The sequence below is a fragment of the Pseudomonas fluorescens genome (assembly GCF_000730425.1).
GTDB classification, from domain to species: Bacteria; Pseudomonadota; Gammaproteobacteria; order Pseudomonadales; family Pseudomonadaceae; genus Aquipseudomonas; species Aquipseudomonas fluorescens_X.
In genome coordinates this window covers 2,883,463-2,906,368 of record NZ_CP008896.1, presented here as the reverse complement: position 1 = coordinate 2,906,368, position 22,906 = coordinate 2,883,463, and the positions used below count along the sequence as shown (strand labels likewise).

At 60.4% G+C, this 22,906-nt stretch carries 15 protein-coding genes and 1 pseudogene; 9 read left to right on the top strand and 7 right to left on the bottom strand.

What is annotated here, in order from left to right; genetic code table 11:
- Positions 1–202: 202 nt before the first annotated feature.
- From HZ99_RS12810 to radA, 3 genes are all read left to right on the top strand, one after another.
- Complete coding sequence (locus tag HZ99_RS12810) at positions 203–1,744, top strand: catalase (protein ID WP_038443513.1); 1,542 nt, start codon at positions 203–205, stop codon at positions 1,742–1,744.
- 118 nt (positions 1,745–1,862) lie between these two features.
- Complete coding sequence (locus HZ99_RS12805) at positions 1,863–2,393, top strand: ankyrin repeat domain-containing protein (protein ID WP_038448061.1); 531 nt, start codon at positions 1,863–1,865, stop codon at positions 2,391–2,393.
- A 35-nt stretch (positions 2,394–2,428) separates the two neighbouring features.
- Positions 2,429–3,796: a DNA repair protein RadA gene (radA, locus tag HZ99_RS12800; RefSeq protein ID WP_038443512.1), complete on the top strand. Its 1,368-nt coding sequence runs from the start codon at positions 2,429–2,431 to the stop codon at positions 3,794–3,796.
- Between the two features lie 56 nt (positions 3,797–3,852).
- Here the strand turns inward: radA and HZ99_RS12795 are convergent, their stop codons facing one another.
- On the bottom strand, positions 3,853–4,221 hold the full coding sequence (locus HZ99_RS12795) for a PilZ domain-containing protein (RefSeq protein ID WP_038443511.1): 369 nt from the start codon (positions 4,219–4,221) through the stop codon (positions 3,853–3,855).
- A gap of 173 nt (positions 4,222–4,394) precedes the next feature.
- Between HZ99_RS12795 and HZ99_RS12790 the strand changes: the two genes are divergently transcribed.
- From HZ99_RS12790 to yjiA, 3 genes are all read left to right on the top strand, one after another.
- Complete coding sequence (locus HZ99_RS12790; protein ID WP_038443510.1) at positions 4,395–6,461, top strand: carbon starvation CstA family protein; 2,067 nt, start codon at positions 4,395–4,397, stop codon at positions 6,459–6,461.
- 15 nt (positions 6,462–6,476) lie between these two features.
- On the top strand, positions 6,477–6,674 hold the full coding sequence (locus HZ99_RS12785) for a YbdD/YjiX family protein (RefSeq protein WP_038443509.1): 198 nt from the start codon (positions 6,477–6,479) through the stop codon (positions 6,672–6,674).
- A 150-nt stretch (positions 6,675–6,824) separates the two neighbouring features.
- Positions 6,825–7,784 (top strand): GTPase, encoded by a 960-nt coding sequence (gene yjiA / locus HZ99_RS12780; RefSeq protein WP_038443508.1) that lies wholly within the window; start codon positions 6,825–6,827, stop codon positions 7,782–7,784.
- A 189-nt stretch (positions 7,785–7,973) separates the two neighbouring features.
- On the opposite strand, the gene glyA is transcribed toward yjiA, so the two are convergent.
- Positions 7,974–9,227: a serine hydroxymethyltransferase gene (gene glyA, locus HZ99_RS12775; protein ID WP_038443507.1), complete on the bottom strand. Its 1,254-nt coding sequence runs from the start codon at positions 9,225–9,227 to the stop codon at positions 7,974–7,976.
- Positions 9,228–9,444: 217 nt separating this feature from the next.
- Positions 9,445–13,296: a bifunctional diguanylate cyclase/phosphodiesterase gene (locus tag HZ99_RS12770; protein WP_038443506.1), complete on the bottom strand. Its 3,852-nt coding sequence runs from the start codon at positions 13,294–13,296 to the stop codon at positions 9,445–9,447.
- Between the two features lie 285 nt (positions 13,297–13,581).
- Here HZ99_RS12770 and ettA point away from each other — a divergent pair, with 285 nt between their 5' ends.
- Both ettA and gdhA read left to right on the top strand, forming a co-directional pair.
- Entirely contained in the window at positions 13,582–15,246 is a 1,665-nt protein-coding gene (ettA, locus tag HZ99_RS12765; RefSeq protein ID WP_038443505.1) for an energy-dependent translational throttle protein EttA, read from the top strand.
- Between the two features lie 350 nt (positions 15,247–15,596).
- Positions 15,597–16,934 carry an NADP-specific glutamate dehydrogenase gene (gene gdhA, locus HZ99_RS12760; RefSeq protein WP_038443504.1) on the top strand — a complete coding sequence of 446 codons (1,338 nt, stop codon included), beginning with the start codon at positions 15,597–15,599 and terminating at the stop codon, positions 16,932–16,934.
- Between the two features lie 103 nt (positions 16,935–17,037).
- Here gdhA and HZ99_RS12755 read toward each other — a convergent pair whose 3' ends face one another.
- The 4 genes and pseudogenes from HZ99_RS12755 to HZ99_RS12740 form a co-directional block, all read right to left on the bottom strand.
- Entirely contained in the window at positions 17,038–17,394 is a 357-nt protein-coding gene (locus HZ99_RS12755; protein ID WP_038443503.1) for a hypothetical protein, read from the bottom strand.
- Between the two features lie 119 nt (positions 17,395–17,513).
- A pseudogene (locus HZ99_RS12750) lies at positions 17,514–17,696 on the bottom strand (chorismate mutase); the annotation flags it as partial.
- A 34-nt stretch (positions 17,697–17,730) separates the two neighbouring features.
- Entirely contained in the window at positions 17,731–19,584 is a 1,854-nt protein-coding gene (locus tag HZ99_RS12745) for a DUF4105 domain-containing protein (RefSeq protein ID WP_038443502.1), read from the bottom strand.
- A 91-nt stretch (positions 19,585–19,675) separates the two neighbouring features.
- A complete protein-coding gene (locus HZ99_RS12740; protein ID WP_029292080.1) occupies positions 19,676–20,164 on the bottom strand; it encodes a DUF3015 domain-containing protein in 489 nt (162 codons plus the stop codon).
- Positions 20,165–20,429: 265 nt separating this feature from the next.
- On the opposite strand from HZ99_RS12740, the gene HZ99_RS12735 reads away from it, so the two are divergent.
- A complete protein-coding gene (locus tag HZ99_RS12735) occupies positions 20,430–22,868 on the top strand; it encodes a Lon protease family protein (protein WP_038443501.1) in 2,439 nt (812 codons plus the stop codon).
- The last annotated feature ends 38 nt before the right edge of the window (positions 22,869–22,906 follow it).

Sequence of the window (22,906 nt, the reverse complement as noted above, 5' to 3'; positions counted from 1 at the left end):
CGCTGTAATCGACACATAAAAACGCAAATAGTTTGCAAAGTGCCATCAATCGCGCGCGAAATACCCGCTATTTCAGTGGCTTACCACATTATTTTTTCAATCGGGCTGGTGTGAGTTTTCTATTTATCTTCTGGCGCCAGGGTCACTAGCCTCTGGCAAGCACCTGTAAAAGTGCATTTAACAAAAACCAGAGGATTGCATGATGAAAAACCTTATTAGCCGCAGGTCTATTGCTGCGCGCAATCTGCTGTTGATTGCCAGTACCAGCCTATTATCGTTGTCGGTCAGTGCCGCCAACCTGACGCGCGATAATGGCGCGGCAGTGGGCGACAACCAGAATTCGCAGACCGCAGGCGCCAACGGCCCGGTCCTGCTGCAGGATGTACAACTGATCCAGAAGCTGCAGCGCTTTGACCGAGAGCGCATCCCGGAGCGTGTGGTACATGCCCGCGGCACCGGCGCCCACGGGACCTTCACCGTCACCGATAACCTCAGCGACCTGACCAAGGCCAAGGTGTTTGCCGCAGGTGAGAGCACGCCGGTGTTTGTGCGTTTCTCCGCCGTAGTCCATGGCAATCACTCTCCGGAAACCCTGCGCGACCCGCGTGGTTTCGCCACCAAGTTCTATACCACCGAAGGTAATTGGGACCTGGTAGGCAATAACTTCCCGACCTTCTTTATTCGCGATGCGATCAAGTTCCCGGACATGGTGCATGCGTTCAAACCGGACCCGCGCACTAACCTGGATGATGACTCCCGCCGTTTTGACTTCTTCTCCCATGTTCCCGAGTCCACCCGCACCCTCACCGAGTTGTATTCAGACTCCGGCACTCCTGCCAGTTATCGGGAGATGGACGGTAATGGTGTACATGCCTACAAGTTGATCAACGCCAAGGGCGAGGTGCACTACGTCAAGTTTCGCTGGAAGAGCCTGCAAGGCATCAAGAACTTGGACCCCAAGCAAGTTGTCGAGGTCCAGGGCCGTGATTACAGCCATATGACCAACGACCTGGTCACCCATATCAACAAGGGCGACTTCCCCAAGTGGGACTTGTATGTACAAGTGCTCAAGCCCGAAGAACTGGCCAAGTTTGATTTCGACCCCTTGGACGCCACCAAGATCTGGCCCGATGTTCCCGAGCGCAAAGTCGGGCAAATGGTACTGAACCGTAACCCGGGCAATGTATTCCAGGAAACCGAGCAGGTGGCCATGGCCCCGGCGAATCTGGTACCGGGCATCGAGCCGTCGGAAGACCGCCTGCTGCAAGGCCGGGTGTTCTCTTACTCGGATACGCAAATATATCGCCTGGGGGCCAATGCCCTGCAATTGCCGATCAACGCTCCACGGGTCACCGTCAACAACGGCAACCAGGATGGCGCGATGAACTTCGGCAAGACCACCAGCGGCGTGAACTATCAGCCAAGCCGCCTGGCTCCTCGGGAAGAACCGCAAAGTGCGCGCTACAGCCAGATGCCACTGGCCGGCAGCACCCAGCAGGCGAAGATTCAGCGCGAGCAGAACTTCAAGCAGGCGGGCGACTTGTACCGCTCCTTCAACAAGAAGGAACGCCAGGACTTGATCGACAACTTCGGTGGCTCCCTGGCGACCACCGATGATGTCAGCAAGCACATCATCCTGTCGTTCCTCTACAAAGCCGACCCGGAATACGGCACTGGCGTGGCCAAGGTTGCCAAGGGCGACCTGGCGCGGGTCAAGGCGCTGGCGGAAAAACTGACCGACTAACGCAACATTTCCTTGTAGGAGCCGGCTTGCCGGCGATGGCGGCCTGAAGGTCGCAACGGGCTCCACGGGCCTCATCGCCGGCGAGCCGGCTCTTACAGGGCTACAGAGGATGTTGATGATGCGTAGCTTTATAGGGGCACTATTGGCCTGCTGGTCCTTGAGCGTGTTCGCTGACCCGCAGGCCCTCAAGGCGCAGTTACAGGATTATTACTTCGACGCCGCCCGGCGCGGCGACGTGGAAATGCTCAACACCTTTATCGAGTCCGGCTATTCCCTGAATACGGTGGATGACAAGGGCTACACCGCGTTGATCCTGGCGGCCTACCACGGGCAGGGGCCGGCGGTGGAGCGACTGCTGGCAGCGGGGGCCGATGCCTGTGTCCAGGACAAACGCGGCAATACGGCGCTGATGGGCGCGATCTTCAAGGGCGAGCTGCGCATTGCCCGGCGCTTGCTGGGCACGGCCTGCAATCCCGACCAACGCAATGGTGCAGGACAGACGGCGGCCATGTACGCCGGGCTGTTCAAACGTGTCGAGTTGCTCGACGCACTCAAGGCCCGGGGCGCGGACCTGGAGGCTGAAGACCCGCTGGGCAACAGCGCTACACGATTGGCCAACGGTGAAATCCGTACCGCAGCGCCACGCTGAGCTATCATCGCGGTTTTTCGGTTGGAGGTTCTCGGATGGCAAAGGCCAAGCGCATGTACGGCTGCACGGAGTGCGGCGCGACCTTTCCCAAATGGGCGGGCCAGTGTGGCGAGTGCGGTGCGTGGAACACCCTCACTGAAACCATGATTGAAAGCGGCGGTGCGGCGGCGCCCAGCGGCCGCTCTGGTTGGACCGGGCAGCAAGCCCAGATCAAGACCCTGGCTGAAGTCAGTGTCGAAGAAATCCCGCGCTTCTCCACCGCTTCCGGCGAGCTTGACCGGGTGCTCGGTGGCGGCCTGGTGGATGGCTCGGTGGTCCTGATCGGCGGTGATCCGGGCATCGGCAAATCGACCATCCTCCTGCAAACCCTGTGCAGCATCGCCAGCCGCATGCCGGCCCTGTACGTCACTGGCGAAGAATCCCAGCAACAGGTGGCCATGCGCGCGCGTCGCCTGGGCTTGCCCCAGGACCAACTGCGGGTCATGACCGAAACCTGTATCGAAAGCATCATTGCCACCGCCCGGGTGGAAAAACCCAAGGTGATGGTGATCGACTCGATCCAGACGATTTTCACCGAGCAACTGCAGTCGGCGCCGGGTGGGGTGTCCCAGGTGCGCGAGAGTGCAGCCTTGCTGGTGCGCTACGCGAAACAGAGTGGCACGGCGATTTTCCTGGTGGGCCATGTCACCAAGGAAGGCGCATTGGCCGGCCCGCGCGTGTTGGAGCATATGGTCGATACGGTGTTGTATTTCGAGGGGGAGTCCGACGGGCGCCTGCGTCTGTTGCGGGCGGTGAAAAACCGTTTTGGTGCGGTCAACGAACTGGGGGTGTTTGCCATGACGGACCGGGGGCTGAAAGAAGTCTCCAACCCTTCGGCGATCTTTCTGACCCGCGCCCAGGAAGAGGTGCCGGGCAGCGTGGTAATGGCGACGTGGGAGGGCACCCGGCCGATGCTGGTGGAAGTCCAGGCCCTGGTGGACGATAGCCATCTGGCCAACCCCCGCCGCGTGACCCTGGGCCTGGATCAGAACCGCCTGGCGATGTTGCTGGCGGTGCTGCATCGCCACGGCGGGATTCCCACCCACGACCAGGACGTGTTTCTCAACGTGGTCGGCGGCGTCAAGGTGCTGGAAACCGCGTCGGACCTGGCATTGATGGCGGCAGTGATGTCGAGCCTGCGCAATCGGCCACTGCCCCACGACCTGCTGGTGTTTGGCGAGGTGGGCCTGTCGGGTGAAGTGCGTCCAGTGCCCAGCGGCCAGGAGCGTCTGAAGGAGGCGGCCAAGCATGGCTTCAAGCGGGCTATCGTGCCTAAAGGCAATGCGCCGAAGGAGGCGCCGCCGGGGTTGCACATTATTGCGGTGACGCGCCTGGAACAGGCCCTGGATGCGCTATTCGAGTAACCCGCAACACCACAACCCCTGTAGGCGCCGGCAAGCCGGCTCCTACAGGGAGCTGGTTAGATGTTGAGCAGTTCGCCCAGCTCCCGATGCAATTCCTCCTCATCCCCCAGGTTGAGCTCGATCAGCCTGCGCAAATGGGTGATCGAATCCAGGTCGATATGCTCGCAGACAAACCCAAGTTGACCCTGGTCGTCATGGGTTAACCGCACTTGCATATGCACATCGGTCTCGGCGTCCAGATGAATGTCCACATCAAACGGCTCGTCACCCCTGCCCAGCCACGGCGCTGGCTTTTGCACCAGCAGCCCCTTGAGCGATAAATCCACCAGTTGCACCGGCCATTGCTGGCCGTTTTGCTTGAGTTCGGTCCTGGCATCGAAGGCAATCCGCCGAAAACGGCGTCGATCGGATGGCTGGTCGCTCATGGTGAAGCCCTCTGTAGGTACAAGGATTGTAGCCTTGCGCCATCATGGCGACGTTATTTCTGCTTTTTTCACCCCGGCAAGGCTCTAGACCAACGTAGGGGGCTGGTCTTTAGGGCGCAGCGCGCTAAACTCGGACTGGCTGTCTTTCTGTCCAACCTGGCTGGAATATAAAAATGAAAAATAATAATAGCCTGCTACGCCATCTACCCTGGCTGTTGCTGGCAATCGTAGGAGCGTGCGCCCTGGGCGTAGTGGCTTTGCGGCGCGGCGAGGCGATCAACGCCTTGTGGATTGTTGTCGCGGCAGTCGCCATCTATCTGGTGGCATATCGTTACTACAGCCTGTTCATCGCCAATAATGTGATGCAACTCGATTCACGGCGGGCCACCCCCGCAGTGCTCAACAACGACGGTCTGGACTATGTGCCGACCAACAAACATATTCTCTTTGGTCACCACTTCGCCGCCATTGCCGGCGCGGGGCCGCTGGTCGGCCCGGTATTGGCTGCGCAGATGGGCTACCTGCCCGGCACCCTGTGGCTGATTGCCGGCGTGGTGCTGGCGGGGGCGGTGCAGGACTTTATGGTCCTGTTCCTGTCCACCCGTCGCAACGGCCGTTCCCTGGGGGACATGGTCCGCGAAGAAATGGGCCGTATTCCCGGGACCATCGCGCTGTTTGGCTGTTTCCTGATCATGATCATCATCCTGGCGGTACTGTCGCTGATCGTGGTCAAGGCCCTGGCCGAAAGCCCGTGGGGCATCTTCACGGTGATGGCGACCATCCCGATTGCGATGTTCATGGGCGTGTACATGCGCTACATCCGCCCGGGCCGCATCGGCGAAATCTCGATCATTGGCGTGCTGTTGCTGCTGGGTTCGATCTGGCTGGGCGGGCAGATTGCCGCTGACCCGGTATGGGCCAAGGCTTTCACCTTCACCGGGATCCAGATCACCTGGATGCTGGTCGGCTATGGCTTCGTGGCGGCGGTATTGCCGGTATGGCTGATCCTGGCGCCGCGCGATTACCTGTCGACCTTCCTGAAAATCGGCACCATCATCGCCCTGGCGATTGGCATCCTGGTCACCATGCCTGACCTGAAAATGCCCGCGCTGACCCAGTTCATCGACGGCACCGGTCCGGTGTGGAAGGGCGGCCTGTTCCCGTTCCTGTTCATCACCATCGCCTGTGGTGCGGTCTCTGGCTTCCACGCCCTGATTTCCTCGGGCACCACGCCCAAACTGCTGGACAACGAAACCAACGCCCGATACATCGGCTACGGCGGTATGTTGATGGAGTCCTTCGTGGCCATCATGGCCATGGTCGCCGCCTCGGTGATCGAACCGGGTGTGTACTTCGCCATGAACAGCCCGGCTGCCGTGGTTGGCAGTGATGTGGTGACCGTGGCGCAGACCGTCAGCAGTTGGGGTTTTGCGATTACCCCGGAAGCGCTGCAGGCGGTGGCCAACGATATCGGTGAAACCACTATCCTGGCCCGTGCTGGCGGTGCGCCGACCCTGGCGGTTGGTATCGCGCAGATCCTGCACAGTGTCCTGCCGGGTGAAAACACCATGGCATTCTGGTACCACTTTGCGATCCTGTTCGAGGCGCTGTTCATCCTGACCGCCGTTGACGCCGGTACCCGTGCCGGTCGCTTCATGCTCCAGGATCTGCTCGGCTCCTTCGTCCCGGCGCTCAAGCGTACCGAGTCCTGGACCGCCAACCTGATTGCCACGGCGGGCTGCGTGGCGATGTGGGGCTACTTGCTGTACCAGGGCGTCATCGATCCGCTGGGTGGCATCAATACCTTGTGGCCGCTGTTCGGCATCTCCAACCAGATGCTGGCCGGTATCGCGCTGATGCTCGCCACCGTTGTCCTGATCAAAATGAAGCGCCAGCGCTACATCTGGGTCACCCTGTTGCCGGCTGTGTGGCTGCTGATCTGCACCACCACTGCAGGCTTCATCAAGCTGTTCGACGCCAACCCGGCAATCGGCTTCCTGTCGCTGGCCAAGAAGTACAGCGATGCGCTGGCCAACGGGCAGATCCTTGCCCCGGCGAAGAACATCGACCAGATGCAGCACGTGATCTGGAACGCCTACACCAACGCGACACTGACGGTGCTGTTCCTGTTCGTGGTCTTCAGCATCCTGTTCTATGCGATCAAAGTCGGCGTAGCCGCCTGGGGCAGCAAGGAACGTACGGATAAAGAAGCGCCATTCCAAGCCATGCCGGACGCGTGATAGAGGGTTGCAAGCATGTTCAATGACATCGGTCGCCTCGGTAAATACCTCGGTCAGGCCGCGCGCCTGATGGTCGGCATGCCCGACTACGACACCTACGTCGAGCATATGCAAACCAAGCACCCGGACAAGCCGGTGATGGACTACAAGACGTTCTTCCGGGAACGTCAGGAAGCCCGTTACGGCGGCAAGGGCGGGCCCAAGTGCTGTTGACCCAATAGGGTTGGGCCTATGTGATCCCCTGTGGGAGCGGGCTTGCCCGCGATGGCGGACTGTCAGTCAACAGAGATGTTGAATGTGAGATCGCAATCGCGGGCAAGCCCGCTCCCACATTTGCGTTGTGTTTCCTCAAGGAGAATATTTTTGTCCTCTCCCATCCCCGTCACCGTCCTCAGCGGCTTTCTCGGCGCAGGCAAGACCACCTTGTTGCGTCACCTGCTCAAGGCCGAACACGGCTTGAAAATCGCCGTGATAGAAAATGAATTCAGCGACGCCGGCATCGACACCCAGCTGTTGGGCGATGAGCCGGTGCAAGTCATGACCCTGTCCAACGGATGCGTGTGCTGCACCATCCATACCGACCTGACCAAGGCCCTGTACCTGCTGCTCGAACGCCTGGACAGCGGCGAGATCGCCTTCGACCGCCTGGTGATCGAATGCACCGGCCTGGCCGACCCGGCGCCGGTGGCCCAGACCTTCTTTATCGATGAAGAACTGCGCGAGCGCTATCTTCTCGACGGCATCATCACCCTGGTGGACGCGGCCCACGCCGAGCACCACCTGACCCAGACCATTGCCCAGGCGCAGATCGGCTTTGCAGACCGCCTGCTGGTAAGCAAGCGCGACCTGGTAGACGACGCCCGTTTCGACGCGCTCAGCCAGCGCCTGACCCGCATCAACCGGCGTGCGCCGATTCGTGTGGTGGAGCACGGCAAGATTGACCTCGCCGAATTGCTGGATGTGCGCGGCTTCAACCTCAATGCAGGCATGGCCCTGCGCCCGGTTAGCCAGGCACCGTCCATCGACCGTATTTCCAGCCTGGTGCTGCGCACCGACCAGCCGCTGGATATCGATCGCCTCAGTGAATTCATGAACGAACTGCTGGAGGAACACGGCAAGCAATTGTTGCGCTACAAAGGCGTGCTGAACATTGCCGGAGAAGACCGGCGCATGGTGTTCCAGGGCGTGCTCAAACTCTACGGCTTCGATTGGGATACCGAATGGGCCGAAGGCGAGGCGCGGGAAAGCGTGATTGTGTTTATTGCCGACGAATTGCCGGAAGACAAAATCCGCGCAGGCTTTACCCGGGTTTACCAATCCTGACCTGAAATGCAGTTAAAAATGTGGGAGCGGGCTTGCTCGCGAAAGCGGTGTATCAGTCGGCACATGCGTCAACTGACAGGTCGCCTTCGCGAGCAAGCCCGCTCCCACCTTTTGATCGGCATTCCAAGTTCAAATCGGCATGAAAAAGCCCGGCTCAAGAGCCGGGCTTTTTCATTCAAGCAACTGCAATCAAGCGCCGTATACCGGCAGCTTCTTGCAGATGGCCTTGACCTTCTCACGTACCGCGTCAATCACGGCTTCGTTGGAAAGGTCTGCCAGGATGTCGCAGATCCAGCCAGCCAGTTCCTTGCACTCTGCTTCCTTGAAGCCACGAGTGGTCACAGCCGGGGTGCCGAAACGCAGGCCCGAGGTGACGAACGGCGAACGTGGGTCGTTCGGTACCGAGTTTTTGTTCACGGTGATGAAGGCTTTGCCCAGGGCTGCGTCAGCATCTTTACCGGAGATGTCCTGCTTGATCAGCGACAGCAGGAACAGGTGGTTTTCAGTACCGCCGGAAACCACGTCAAAACCGCGCTCGATGAACACACTGGCCATGGCCTGGGCGTTTTTCACCACTTGCTGCTGGTAAGTCTTGAACTCAGGCTGCAAGGCTTCCTTGAAGCAGATCGCCTTGGCGGCGATCACGTGTTCCAGCGGGCCGCCCTGGGCGCCTGGGAAGACGGCAGAGTTCAGTTTTTTCTCGATGTCGGCGTTGGCGCGAGCCAGGATCAGGCCGCCACGGGGACCGCGCAGGGTCTTGTGGGTAGTGGTCGTCACGACGTCAGCGTAAGGCACTGGGTTCGGATAGACGCCAGCGGCCACCAGACCGGCCACGTGAGCCATGTCGACGAACAGGTAGGCGCCAACCTTGTCGGCGATTTCACGGAAACGTGGGAAGTCGAGGATCTGCGAGTAGGCAGAGAAACCGGCCACGATCATTTTTGGCTTGTGCTCGACCGCCAGGCGCTCGACTTCGTCGTAGTCGATCAGGCCGTTGCCGTCGATGCCGTACTGCACAGCGTTGTACAGCTTGCCGGAGGACGAAACGCTGGCGCCGTGGGTCAGGTGACCGCCGTGGGCCAGGCTCATGCCCAGGATGGTGTCGCCACCTTGCAGCAGGGCCAGGTAAACGGCCGCGTTGGCTTGGGAGCCGGCGTGTGGCTGGACGTTGGCGTAATCGGCACCGAACAGCTCCTTGGCGCGGTCGATGGCCAGTTGCTCGACGATGTCGACGAATTCGCAACCGCCGTAGTAACGCTTGCCCGGATAACCTTCGGCGTACTTGTTGGTCAGAACCGAACCTTGAGCCTCCATCACCGCAGGGCTGGTGTAGTTTTCCGAAGCGATCAGCTCAATGTGCTCTTCCTGGCGCACGGCTTCTTGCTCCATGGCGGCAAAGAGATCGGCGTCGTACTTGGCAATAGTCAAATCACGGCTGAACATGGCGGTCCTCAAGGATCGGGGGCAGAAAAGAGGGGCATTCTAACCCAATGGGTTTTAGATGGCATATGAAAGGACATCATGTCGCGGACAAGTGGCGTTCATCCAGAGATGGATGGCGTATTTGAGGGCGCCTTCGCGAGCAAGCCCGCTCCCACATTTGATTTGCGAGTGGGAGCGGGCTTGCTCACGAAGAGGCCATCAGCCTCACTGCAAAACTTCAGTCAAACATGTAGAGCGCATCATTACAGAACTGCGCCTCAAACCGATTGGCCGGCATCGGCCGCCCGAACAGGTAACCCTGCACCTCGTCACAGCCATGCTCGCGCAGGAAGTCCAGTTGTTCATGGGTTTCCACGCCTTCGGCGATCACCGCCAGGTTCAGGCTGTGGGCCATGGCAATGATTGCCCGGGCGATCTGCGCGTCCTGCTCGCCGGACGGCAGCCCGTCAACGAAAGTGCGGTCGATCTTCAGCACATCGATAGGGAATTGTTTGAGGTAGTTGAGCGAGGAGTAGCCGGTGCCGAAGTCGTCCACAGCGATGCTCAAGCCCAGGTTTTTCAGGCTGGCGAGGATCTGCAGGGCCTCGTTGACCTCGCGCATCAGGATGCTTTCGGTCAGCTCCAGCTCCAGGCACGCCGGCGGCAGGCCGGTTTCCTTGAGGATGGTGGCGATCCGCGTGCCCAGCTGCCCGTCGGAGAACTGCCGTGCCGAAATGTTCACCGAGACTTTGGGGACCCGCACCTTGCTCTGGTGCCAGGTCTTGAGTTGGCGGCATGCCTCGTCGATCACCCAGTCGCCCACATCCACCACCAGGCCCAGCTCTTCCAGCACCGGGATGAAATCCCCCGGCGGCACCAGCCCACGGCGTGGATGACGCCAGCGCAGCAGGGCTTCGGCGCCGGTCAAACGTTTGCCATCGCCACTGAACTGCGGCTGGTAATACAGCACGAACTCGTTCTGCTCCAGGGCGTGGCGCAGATCGCTTTCCAGTTCCAGGCGCTCCAGGGCGCTGGCATTCATGTCGGCCTGGTAGAACTGGAAGTTGTTCTTGCCGCGCTCCTTGGCGTGGTACATCGCGGTGTCGGCGTTTTTCATCAGTTGGCTCAGTTCGTTGCCGTCCTGAGGGCTCAGGGCGATGCCGATACTGGCGGTGACAAAAAACTCGCGGCCTTCCAGCACAAACGGCTTCACCAGGCTGGCGAGGATCTGTTCGGCCACATGGATTGCCCGGTTCAGCGCCATTTCGCGGCTGACCCGCGGTTGCAGGAGCAAGGTGAACTCGTCACCGCCCATGCGCGCCACCGTATCGTCTTCGGCCACGCAGCCGAGCAGGCGGGTCGCCATTTCCTTGAGCATGCGGTCGCCGGCGGCGTGGCCCAGGGAGTCGTTGATCGGCTTGAAGCGGTCGAGGTCAAGGAACATCAGCACCACCCACGACTTCTGCCGTTCGGCTGATTGCAACGCGGTGTGCAGGCGGTCCTGGAACAAGGTGCGGTTGGGCAGATGGGTCAGGGCGTCGTAGTAGGCCAGGCGGTGGATGCGTTGCTCACTGGCCTTGCGCTCGCTGATATCGCTGAAAAAGCACACATAGCTGGCCAGGTCGCCCTCGTCATCGAGCACGGCGGTAATACCGACCCAGGCCGGGTAATGCTCACCGCTGCGGCGCTTGAGCCACACTTCACCTTCCCAGGTGCTGTGCTGGTGCAGTTGTTTGAGCACATAACGCAGGTGCGCTTCCTGCTGCTCGTCGACGGTGAGCATGTTCGGCAGTTGGTCCAGCACATCGGCCACGGCATAACCGCTGACGCGGCTGAAGGCTTCGTTGGCCTGCACGATATAGCCTGCCGGGTCGGTGATCAGGATCGCCGAGGTTGAGTGTTCGAACACCGTGGCCGCCATGCGCAGGTCTTTCTCGGCGCGGCGTTGCTGGCTGATATCGCGACCCACGCCGAGGATGCCTTCGAACGCGCCGTGCTCGTCCCACACCAGCACCAGGCGCAGTTCGATCGGCACCTTGCGCCCATCGGCCCGCAGGCAATCGAACAGGAACAGTTGGGTCTGCATGTCGTCGCGCAGCAAGGCCAGGGCTTCGGGCTGGTCCAGGGCGCGGCTGACCCGCTCCACCAGGGTGTAGATGCCGGTCAGTTGCTGCGGGTTGGCGATGGTCGATTGCCAGCCGTTCTTGAAGATCCAATCGACTTCATAACCCAGCACGGCATTCACCGACGGGCTGACGTAGTTGAGGGCCAGCTTGCTGTCGGTGGAGAAAATCACATCGCTGATGCTTTCGGCCAGCATGCGGTAGCGCTGCTCGCTGTCGCGCAAGGACTCGCTGGCCTCTATCTGGTCGGTGATGTCCTTGGCCACGCCGATGATCCGTGTGACCTGGTCACTCTTGTCCCGGGCCAGGGCCTGTTCGCGGATCTCGAAGCGCCGCCACTGGTTGTTGCGGTGACGAAAGCGCAACTGGCATTGCAACTGCGCCAGGTAACCGGCTGTGCGCTGTTGCTGGCGCAGTTCGTGATAGTACTCGGCGTCTTCGGGGTGCAGCAGGATCTCCCAGAAGTACTCGCCCATCTGCTGCAGTTCTGGTTTGTTGTAGCCCAGGGTGTGGCCCAGGTGGTGGTTGCTGAAAATCATCCGCTGGCTGATCACATCCTGCACATAGAGGTGATCCGGTACGGTACGCACCACGTCCGACCAGAAGCCTTCGCGCTCCACCAGCGACAGCTCGATCATCTTGCGGCTGGTGATATCACTGATGCTAAGGATCACCGCCTTATAGTCGTGCTGTTCTTCCGGCAGGCGCATCACCAGCCACAGGTATTGGTCGTTGCCTTGGATGTCGCTGAGTTGAATCTCCAGCTCCAGCTGTTTTTGTTGGGTCAGTACCGCTTCAAGCACTTGATAGCCAATGGCCGAAGTGTTCAAGGGGCAGCCGTCTATCAAGCGGTCCCATGCCTGTTCGCAGGAGGCCACATTCAGCAGGCGCACCGCCACCTGATTGACCTCGGTGATGCGCAGTTCCTTGAGCAGTTGCTGGCGTTGCTCGGGGCTGTTGTGCAGCCAGTCCTGCAATTGCTCGCGGGTGTGCAACTGGGCCTTGTCGAAGAAACCGCGCAGGCCCGAGAGGTCGAGCACGCACAAGGCCACGCCGGTGCCGTCGAAAATATCCTGGTAGCGGCGCCGGCCTTCGTTGACCTGGCGCTGGCGGCGGCGCATGTTCAGCAGCACCAGCACTGGGATCAGCGAAAAGGCCAGGCCCAGCAGGCACTTGCCGATAAACGCCGGCAGCAGTTGCTCCAGCACGGCGGCGCGATCAAACAGCCCGCGCAGTTGCCAGTCGCTTTTACTCAAGGGCGTGACCAGCACCGTCTTGTTCAGCTCTTCCGGGGTCAGCCCGGTGGACCACTGGCTAGGCATGCCGCTGTCACGGCTGACAATCCGGTGGTTCAACTGGTTTTCAATCACCCACATCGGGCGTGGCCCCTGGCCGTCCTGGCGTGTCAGGTTGGCCAGGTAACTGGGGGCCAGGCGCAACGCCCAGTACATTTTGGTGCCACCGCTGGGTTGGTGCAGCAGCAGGTAGATGATGGAACCGTCGCTGTTATTGCTCAGGTAATAGGATTGGGCATGGCTGCGCTTGACCAGCTCCTCGAGCCAGGCGCTGTCCTGGCTGTTGTCGGCGCTGTCACTGATGACCGCGCCGCTGGGGGCGAGGAGGGCGACGCTGCGCAGTTCCGGTAGCGAGCGCTGTAGGCTGCGCATCAGCGCTTGCTGCTGTTCATCGTTGCGCGGCGGTTCGAGGATCGGCAGCAGGTTGAGGGCAATTTGCGCGCTCAGGGCCATGTTCAGGCTGATCTGTTCGGCCAGGTCCGCGCTGTAGTCGATGGTGTATTGCTGCTGGTTTTTCTGGTTTTGCTGCAATTGGTCCAGCAGTTGCCAGAACAACAAGGCGAGCAGCAACAGGACCAGCGTCGCCAACGCGCCCTTGAGGGTTCCGTGCAGGGGGGCGCCCGGCGCAATATGGGCTGCGCGCAAGGGGCTTGGCTTTGTTACGTTGGTCAAGCTGTGATCCTGCGGTTTGGCTGGACTGGCGCGCGACGTGCACTATAAGCCGGACGCCCGGAGGGCGGCTAGCATGCCTTGAGTTGTGGCAAAGTGCCAGTCCCGCTTGGCTGGACGGGTCAAGCGCATTGAGGTAGCTTTGCCGGTTACGCGAGGGCGTTCCAGCCCCAGACAATCAGGCTTTTTCCGCACGCGGGCATTGATCACGATCAACGGCCCGCGCCGCGCATGGCCTGGCACGGGCTTCGCCCGCTCAATTCATCAGTCACTGACGCTAGGTTCACCATGGCTCAATACGTTTTCACCATGCATCGGTTGGGCAAAGTTGTTCCACCGAAGCGGGAAATCCTCAAGAACATTTCGCTGTCCTTCTTCCCAGGCGCCAAGATCGGCGTGCTCGGCCTCAACGGTTCGGGTAAGTCCACGCTGCTGAAAATCATGGCCGGCGTCGACACCGAGTTCGAAGGCGAAGCCCGCCCGATGCCCGAACTGAACATCGGCTACCTGCCGCAAGAGCCGATCCTGGCCCCGTCCAAGACTGTGCGTGAAGTGGTCGAGGAAGCCGTCAGCGTGATCAAGGACGCCCAGGCCCGCCTGGACGAGGTCTACGCCGCCTACGCCGAACCGGATGCCGACTTCGACAAGCTGGCCGCCGAACAGGCCAAGCTCGAAGCCATCCTGCAGGCGGGTGACGGTCACAACTTGGAGCGCCAGTTGGAAGTCGCCGCCGACGCGCTGCGCCTGCCGGCCTGGGACGCCAAGGTCGAGCACTTGTCCGGTGGTGAGAAGCGTCGTGTGGCCCTGTGCCGCCTGCTGCTGTCGGCCCCCGACATGCTGCTGCTCGATGAACCGACCAACCACCTGGACGCCGATTCCGTAGCCTGGCTGGAACACTTTCTCCATGACTTCCCGGGCACCGTGGTTGCGATCACGCACGACCGGTACTTCCTGGACAACGTCGCCGGCTGGATCCTGGAGCTCGACCGTGGCGCCGGTATCCCTTACGAGGGCAACTACTCCGGTTGGTTGGAAGCCAAGTCCGACCGTCTGGCCGCCGAATCCAAGCAACAGTCGGCCCATGAAAAGGCCATGAAAGACGAGCTGGAATGGGTGCGCAAAGGCGCCAAGGCGCGCCAGTCGAAATCCAAGGCCCGCCTGCAACGCTTCGAGGAAATGCAGTCCCAGGAATTCCAGAAGCGCAGCGAGACCAACGAAATCTACATCCCGGCCGGGCCGCGCCTGGGTGACAAGGTCATCGAGTTCAAGAACGTCTGCAAGGGCTATGGCGATCGCGTGTTGATCGACAACCTGTCGTTCTCGATGCCTAAAGGCGCCATTGTTGGTGTGATCGGTGGTAACGGTGCGGGTAAATCCACGCTGTTCCGCATGCTGATGGGCAAGGAACAACCGGATTCGGGCACCATCGAAGTCGGTGAAACCGTGCAACTGGCCTGTGTCGACCAGAGCCGTGAAGATCTCGACGGCAGCAAGACGGTGTTCCAGCAGATTTCCGATGGTTCCGACCAGATCCGTATCGGCAACTATGAAATTCCGTCGCGCACCTACGTGGGCCGCTTCAACTTCAAGGGCGGCGACCAGCAGAAGTTCGTCAAGGACCTGTCCGGTGGTGAGCGTGGTCGCTTGCACCTGGCCCTGACCCTGAAAGAGGGCGGCAACGTTCTGCTGCTCGACGAACCGTCCAACGACCTCGACGTTGAAACCCTGCGCTCCCTGGAAGAAGCCCTGTTGGACTTCCCGGGCGCCGCCATTGTGATCTCTCACGATCGGTGGTTCCTTGACCGCGTCGCCACGCACATCCTGGCGTACGAAGACGACTCGCAAGCCGTGTTCTTCGAAGGCAACTACACCGAGTACGAGGCCGATCGCAAGAAGCGCCTGGGCGAAGCGGCCGCCCAGCCGCACCGTGTACGGCACAAGAAACTGGCCTGAATCGGGCCGGTGGTTTGAAAAACGGAGCCTTCGGGCTCCGTTTTTTTTGCCTGTGTTTCGGGGATACCGCGTTGAATTCATTCGCGAGCAAGCCCGCTCCCACATTTGATCGAGTTTCAACCTTGGAGTGCGGTCGAATGTGGGAGCGGGCTTGCTCGCGAAAGCGGTTTAACCAGTGGTGCATGCTTTAAGCCGAAATACCCTTTTTGGGGCGTTAAGACTCAGTTATTTATATCTAATGCACCATTTAAATTCACAAAAGCGACATTTTGCCCTGTCGCGGTGCGACATGAATTGATAAAGTCCGTGGCAATTCGCCATTAACGACAATAAATCTGCCGAGACTTTTCATGATCGAATCCGTCGAATCCTTCCTTGCCCGCCTCAAAAAACGCGACCCGGACCAGCCGGAATTCCATCAGGCCGTAGAAGAAGTCCTACGTAGCCTGTGGCCGTTTCTTGAAGCCAACCCTCACTACCTGACCTCAGGCATCCTGGAGCGCATCTGCGAGCCGGAACGCGCCATCACCTTCCGGGTGTCGTGGGTGGATGACCAGGGCAAGGTCCAGGTCAATCGCGGTTTCCGTATCCAGATGAACAGTGCCATCGGCCCCTATAAAGGTGGGCTGCGCTTCCACCCATCGGTGAACCTGGGGGTGTTGAAGTTCCTCGCCTTCGAGCAGACCTTCAAGAACTCTCTGACCTCGCTGCCCATGGGCGGTGGCAAGGGGGGCTCGGATTTTGACCCCAAGGGCAAGAGCGACGCGGAGGTCATGCGTTTCTGCCAGTCGTTCATGACTGAGTTGTACCGCCATATTGGCGCGGACGTAGACGTACCGGCTGGCGATATCGGTGTGGGCGCCCGGGAAATCGGCTTTCTGTTTGGCCAGTACAAACGCCTGAGCAACCAATTTACTTCGGTGCTGACCGGCAAGGGCATGAGCTACGGCGGCAGCCTGATCCGCCCGGAAGCCACAGGCTTTGGTTGTGTGTACTTCGCCGAGGAGATGCTCAAGCGCCAGAACCTGTGTGTCGAAGGCAAGCGCGTGGCGGTTTCCGGCTCGGGCAACGTCGCGCAATACGCGGCGCGCAAGGTCATGGACCTGGGCGGCAAGGTGATTTCCCTGTCCGACTCCGAAGGCACCTTGTACTGCGAGAGTGGCTTGAGCGAGGAGCAATGGTCGGCGTTGCTGGAGCTGAAAAACGTGCAACGCGGGCGCATCAGCGAACTGGCCACACGTTACGGCCTGGAATTTCGCGCCGGCAAGACCCCGTGGGAACTGGCATGTGACATCGCCCTGCCATGCGCGACCCAGAACGAACTGGACGCCGAGGCCGCGCGCACCTTGCTGCGCAACGGCTGCATGTGTGTGGCCGAGGGCGCCAATATGCCAACGACCCTTGAGGCTGTGGATATCTTTATCGACGCGGGCATTCTGTTTGCCCCGGGCAAGGCATCCAATGCTGGCGGCGTGGCCGTGAGTGGCCTGGAAATGTCACAAAACGCCATGCGCCTGCTGTGGACCGCTGGTGAGGTGGACAGCAAACTGCACAACATCATGCAGTCGATCCACCACGCTTGCGTGCACTACGGTGAGGAGAATGGCCGGGTCAACTACGTCAAAGGCGCGAACATCGCCGGCTTCGTGAAAGTGGCCGATGCGATGCTGGCGCAGGGCATCGTCTAAGCCATAACGCTGAGCAACGGTAGGAGCCGGTTTGACGGCGATGAGGGCGGATGATCTTTCGGTCGCCATCGCTGGCAAGCCAGCTTCTACAGGGTGTGTGGTTTTATTGGCGGCGGTAGGCCCTGGCGGCATCGCGATCCTTCTCCTGCTGCCAGGCGCGTTCACGTTCGTCCCAATGCCGGTCCTTATAGTCATTGCGATCTTCGCTCTCGCGCATGGCCTTGCATTGGCGAAAGCCGTCTTCCCAACCTTCGGCGTACGCGCGGTCTTTCAGATAGCGTGGGACGTTCTTGCGAAATTCCCCGGTGATCACCCCCGCCGCCTGGCGCCCACTGTTGCAGCCATCGTCAAAACCGTCGGCAAAGGCCGGTGGATAACCCTTGGCCAGTAACTCATCGCGGGTGGACTGGCACCCTGAAAGCGCCATTACCACACCCAGCATCACAGCGAACCGCCACATCTCATACTCCCAGGCCGTTGAGCGGCAGATAAGGGAAGTCTAGAAGGGGATTCGTCGGGTAGACGTGAAAGCCGGGTGAGCAATTTGTTTGGACAGCAAATCTTCCGTGGCGGGCCAGGTTATGCCGAGGGTTGCGCGAACGCAGCGTGTTCGGCCAGTTCCTGCTGGATGAAGGCAGCAATCATCGCGCGATATACCTGTTCAGTGACGTCGGGGTTGGCGCCAAGGGTTTGTGCCAAATCGCGAACCTTGTTGATCACTTGTTCGACCCGCTGGGGGGCCTTGACCTCATCGCTGTCTTTTTACCTCTAAACGGTATGTGGCGGTAGAAGTGGGTCAGTAGTGATACCACTTCACTTCAAGCATCACTTCATTCACCGGCGTCGCCAAGTGGCTGAACTCCCGTTGCGCAGTCAGGCGCACACCGAGGTTTCGCGATATTTCCCACTGCTGATTGAGGCTGATGCTGCGCCGTACTTCGCCATTGATGAAGAAGTCACCCTTGGCTTCCAGGCTCAGGTTGCCCAATGGGTTTTTCCACAACAGCCCCGTGTTGAAACCGGCCGCCGGGGAGATGAACTCGCTGAAGTCGTTGTTATGTTCCACGCGCACGGTGCCGAGGGCGAAGCCGAGCATGTCGTCGTGCAGTTGCCAGGTGCCGCCGGCGCCGCCGTTGACGTGGCTGACCAGGGTTTCGTCATCGTGTTTGCCCGGCACCCGCTCCAGGCCGCCGGTGACCTGCCAGGACAGTGGCTGCAGCAGCTCATTGCGCGGGGTCAGTGAGCGGATGGTGGCCAGGTCCAGTTGCTGCAATTGCCAGTTGTTGCCTTCGTACTGGCGCAATTTCATTTGCAGGATCTCGATCTGTGCGCCCAGGGGGAAGCCTTCGGCGTTGTCGTTGAGGTCGTGGTAAGCCATGCGCAGGCCGTACTCGCCGAAGGCTTTGTCGCCCCGAGTACCGATGCCGGCTTGCCAGGTGCGCGATTCGTGGCCGTTCTCGGGCAGGCCAGGGCGCTCGATCTGCAGGTCGGGTGCCGGGTTCTGGTTGATCGCCCGCAGCAGCTCGAAACTGCGCTGGGAGCGTTCGCTGTCGCGCTCAAGACCGTTGGCGCGGTAACGGCCCAAGCGGTAGGCCGCGTCGATGATCAGGGCCTGGCGGTCTTTGGCAATAGCCTTGAATGCCGGGTCCTGCAGCTGTTTCTGGTCGTCGCTGACCTTAAGCACCCATTGCTGCTCGTCGCTGTCCAGGGGCTTGGCGCGCTCCAGTAACTCGCGTTCGCGGGACGGGCGATAGTCGATTTTTTCCACCAGGCCCGCGTCCTTCACCGCTTTTACCGTGTCGGTGGGAATGGCGGTGAGCGGGAACTGTTCGGTCAGGCGCAGGCCGGGGCGAGCCACTTGCAGCAGTTCCAGCAGGCGGTATGAGCAGTTTTCATCGAAGAAGAAGTAGTCGAACTGGATCTGCTTGAGTTCCCACACATGTTCGACCATGCGTTCGGTCTCGACCTGGGTCAGGTTCAGGCGGTATTCCCACAGGTCGCGGTTTTCCAGGCTGCGGTATTCCGAGAGTTTTTCCTGGTAGGGCACCAGGGCAAACAGACCGGGATAACCGCCCATCAAGCCTTTCCAGGCGTAGAGGATGCTGTTGTCCGAGCCTTCAATATAGGCGCCGAAGTTGATTGCATAACTGAGCAGGGCGGTCTTGTTGCTTTGCACATCGGCCTGGTCGATACGCAGCAAGGTATGGCCGAACATCGACGACGGGCTGTTGAGATAGGCCGCGGGGAAGATCATCACTGCGCTGTGGGGCGCGACGTCCTTGAACCATTGCTTGAACTCGGCGCAGTCCACGGCAGGCAGATCGGTCAGTTGCAACTGGTCCTTGAGCCAGCGGGTACGGGCCGGATACACGCATTGGGCATGTTTTTCACCGAGGCTGGCCGGGGCGTATAGCGCCTCGACGGTGGCCTTGAGTTCTGCGTCCGGGTGGTGTGCACCGTCTTTGGCGAGGAAGAATTTCTGGTCGCTGACATAGCTGCGCCAGCCTTTGAGCTTGCCGGCTTCGTAGTGCCCCAGTGAGAGCCAGAAAGGATCATTGGCCAATGGCTGCAAACGTTGATCATCAAGGTGCGGCGCCGCAGATAGCGGGGCGCAGGCGAAGAGTGCCAGGCAGGCAAGGCGTTTGAGCATAGGGGCAACTTAAGTCGGAATAAATAAAGACCCAAAGCGGGCAGGTCCAAAAAATAAAACCCGCGCCGGGTAAGGCGCGGGCAGGCCGAGCTTAAGCCTGGGTCGCGTATTTCGCCAGGCGGGCGTCGCCCTTGAGAACAGCGATGGTGTTGGAGTGCACGTCTTCTGCCGTCACGTCAGCCTTGCTGAAGATCTGTTGGAAGTGTTCGTGAGTCACTGCGGCAAAGTGGTCGCGATCTTCCGGAGCCACGCCCAGTACCACGGCGTAGGTAGTCAGTGCTTCGCCATTGCCTTTGGCCATGTCTTCGGACAGCTCGTTCATCATGCCATTCATGGCAATCCACGATTTGCCGCCGTAAGTCAACGCGCTGTTGGTGCTGCAACCGTTGGTGCCCGACGTCATGCCGAAGGTGGCGTTACCGGAGGTGCCGTTGGTGGTTGAGGCCAGGAAGTGTGCGGGAGTGCCGCGCTGACCCTCGAACAGCATGTTGCCCCAACCGCAGTTCGGGCCACCTGGCGCTTCGGCCATTGCATTGAGGGAGACAACGGTGAAGAGAGTACCGAGAAGGATCCGTTTCATAGCTTTGTTCTCTTAGTGTGCAAACCAATGGACAAGGGTTCAGATGCCGCAAAGCACCCTAGGGGCCAGTTATTAGTCCAACCCGCGCAGTTTGGAGTTTAGGCACGTTCCAAGGGTTCCGTGGGTTTTTGTAAAACAATCAATGCAGACCGGTTTTTTTGCACGCCGCCTCCCGTGTCTATGCTTTACCTCAGTCGTGCCTTGCCAGCCAGCTACGCACGGCGCCAGAATGCCGCCATTGCCCCGCCTGATGTAAGGAAGCCCGATGCCTGATCCTGTTGCTGCCAGCTTGCGTCTAGCGCCCGAAGCGCTGACTCGTCCTTTCTCCGCTGAACAGTTCAGCTTCTCGACCACTAATGACTTGGAGCCCTTTCGCGGTGTGCTTGGCCAGGAACGCGCGGTTGAAGCGTTGCAGTTCGGTGTGGCCATGCCACGTCCCGGTTACAACGTATTTGTCATGGGCGAGCCCGGTACCGGTCGCTTTTCGTTCGTCAAGCGCTACCTCAAGGCCGAAGGCAAGCGCTTGCAGACCCCGGCAGACTGGGTCTACGTCAATAACTTCGACGAGCCTCGCGAGCCCCGGGCCCTGGAGTTGCCGGCGGGCGGTGCGGCCCCGTTCATCGCCGATATCAGTGGCTTGATCGATAATCTGGTCGCCACCTTCCCGGCGGTGTTCGAGCACCCTACCTATCAACAACGCAAAAGTGCCATCGACCGCGCCTTCAACCAGCGCTATGACCGTGCCCTGGATGTGATCGAGCGCCTGGCCCTGGAAAAGGACGTGGCGCTGTACCGTGACAGCAGCAATATCGCCTTTACCCCGATGCTCGATGGCAAGGCCCTGGACGAGGCTGAGTTCTCGCAACTGCCCGAAGCCGACCGTGAGCGTTTTCACACCGATATTTCCGAGCTCGAAGAGCGCCTCAACGAAGAACTCGCCAGCCTGCCGCAGTGGAAGCGCGAGTCCAACAACCAGATGCGCCAGTTCAACGAAGAAACCATCACCCTGGCCTTGCAGCCATTGCTGGCGCCGCTGTCGGAGAAGTATGCCGAGAACGCCGGCGTCTGCGGCTACCTGCAGGCGATGCAGGTTTATCTGCTCAAGACCGTGGTCGAGTTGCTGGTAGATGACGCGAAAACCGACGCCCAGGCGCGCAAGCTGCTCGAAGAGCAGTACTGCCCGAGCCTGGTAGTGGGCCATGCGCTCAATGGCGGCGCCCCGGTGGTATTCGAACCGCATCCGACCTACGACAACCTGTTTGGCCGGATCGAGTACAGCACCGACCAGGGCGCGCTCTATACCACCTATCGGCAACTGCGCCCGGGGGCGTTGCACCGCGCCAATGGCGGCTTCCTGATCCTGGAAGCCGAGAAAATGCTCAGCGAGCCGTTTGTCTGGGACGCGCTCAAGCGCGCCCTGCAATCGCGCAAGCTGAAGATGGAGTCGCCACTGGGCGAACTGGGCCGCCTGGCCACCGTGACCCTCAACCCACAAGTGATCCCGTTGCAGGTCAAGGTCATCATCATCGGCGCCCGCTCGTTGTACTACACCCTGCAAGACCTGGATCCGGACTTCCAGGAGATGTTCCGGGTGCTGGTGGATTTCGATGAAGATATCCCGATGGTCGATGAAAGCCTGGAGCAGTTTGCCCAGTTGCTGAAAACCCGGACCTCGGAAGAAGGCATGGCGCCGCTGACCTCGGATGCGGTGGCGCGGCTGGCGACCTACAGTGCACGGCTGGCAGAGCACCAGGGACGTTTGTCGGCGCGTATCGGCGACCTGTTTCAACTGGTCAGCGAGGCGGACTTCATTCGTCACCTGGCGGGTGACGAGCGCACCGACGCCGGGCATATCGAGCGTGCACTGAAGGCCAAGGCTACGCGTACCGGCCGGGTTTCAGCGCGGATTCTTGACGACATGCTCGCCGGGGTGATCCTGATCGACACCGCTGGCGCGGCCGTGGGCAAGTGCAACGGGCTGACGGTGCTGGAGGTCGGTGATTCGGCGTTCGGTGTGCCGGCGCGGATCTCTGCCACGGTGTATCCGGGCGGCAGCGGTATTGTCGATATCGAGCGCGAGGTCAACCTCGGTCAGCCGATCCACTCCAAAGGCGTGATGATCCTCACCGGTTACCTGGGCAGCCGTTATGCCCAGGAATTCCCCCTGGCGATCTCTGCGAGCATCGCCCTGGAGCAATCCTACGGTTACGTCGATGGCGACAGCGCTTCCCTGGGCGAGGCCTGCACGTTGATTTCGGCGTTGTCGAAGACGCCGCTCAAGCAGTGCTTTGCCATTACCGGCTCAATCAACCAGTTCGGTGAAGTGCAGGCGGTGGGTGGGGTCAACGAGAAGATCGAAGGCTTCTTCCGCCTTTGCGAGGCTCGTGGCTTGACGGGCGAGCAGGGAGCGATCATTCCCCAGGCCAACGTTGCGACGCTGATGCTCGATGAGAAGGTCTTGCAGGCTGTGCGCGCAGGACAGTTCCATGTGTATGCCGTGCGCCAGGCCGACGAGGCGCTGAGCCTGTTGGTGGGCGAGCCTGCCGGTGAGCCGGATGCCGAAGGGCAATTTCCCGAGGGCAGCGTCAACGCCCGCGTGGTTGAGCGTCTGCGGGCGATTGCCGAGATGATCAGCGAAGAAGACCTCAAGGAAGCGGAAAAGGAACTGGCGCAGCAGGCGCTGGCTGAAGCCAAGCCAACCTGATGCCGCGTTCCCCTTGTAGGAGCCGGCTTGCCGGCGAT

Bases quoted from the DNA above. Each gene is read 5' to 3' on its own strand.
- HZ99_RS12810 (WP_038443513.1), top strand. From the start codon at position 203: ATGAAAAACCTTATTAGCCGCAGGTCTATTGCTGCGCGCAATCTGCTG.
- HZ99_RS12805 (WP_038448061.1), top strand. From the start codon at position 1,863: ATGCGTAGCTTTATAGGGGCACTATTGGCCTGCTGGTCCTTGAGCGTG.
- radA (WP_038443512.1), top strand. From the start codon at position 2,429: ATGGCAAAGGCCAAGCGCATGTACGGCTGCACGGAGTGCGGCGCGACC.
- HZ99_RS12795 (WP_038443511.1), bottom strand. From the start codon at position 4,221: ATGAGCGACCAGCCATCCGATCGACGCCGTTTTCGGCGGATTGCCTTC.
- HZ99_RS12790 (WP_038443510.1), top strand. From the start codon at position 4,395: ATGAAAAATAATAATAGCCTGCTACGCCATCTACCCTGGCTGTTGCTG.
- HZ99_RS12785 (WP_038443509.1), top strand. From the start codon at position 6,477: ATGTTCAATGACATCGGTCGCCTCGGTAAATACCTCGGTCAGGCCGCG.
- glyA (WP_038443507.1), bottom strand. From the start codon at position 9,227: ATGTTCAGCCGTGATTTGACTATTGCCAAGTACGACGCCGATCTCTTT.
- ettA (WP_038443505.1), top strand. From the start codon at position 13,582: ATGGCTCAATACGTTTTCACCATGCATCGGTTGGGCAAAGTTGTTCCA.
- gdhA (WP_038443504.1), top strand. From the start codon at position 15,597: ATGATCGAATCCGTCGAATCCTTCCTTGCCCGCCTCAAAAAACGCGAC.
- HZ99_RS12755 (WP_038443503.1), bottom strand. From the start codon at position 17,394: ATGTGGCGGTTCGCTGTGATGCTGGGTGTGGTAATGGCGCTTTCAGGG.
- HZ99_RS12745 (WP_038443502.1), bottom strand. From the start codon at position 19,584: ATGCTCAAACGCCTTGCCTGCCTGGCACTCTTCGCCTGCGCCCCGCTA.
- HZ99_RS12740 (WP_029292080.1), bottom strand. From the start codon at position 20,164: ATGAAACGGATCCTTCTCGGTACTCTCTTCACCGTTGTCTCCCTCAAT.
- HZ99_RS12735 (WP_038443501.1), top strand. From the start codon at position 20,430: ATGCCTGATCCTGTTGCTGCCAGCTTGCGTCTAGCGCCCGAAGCGCTG.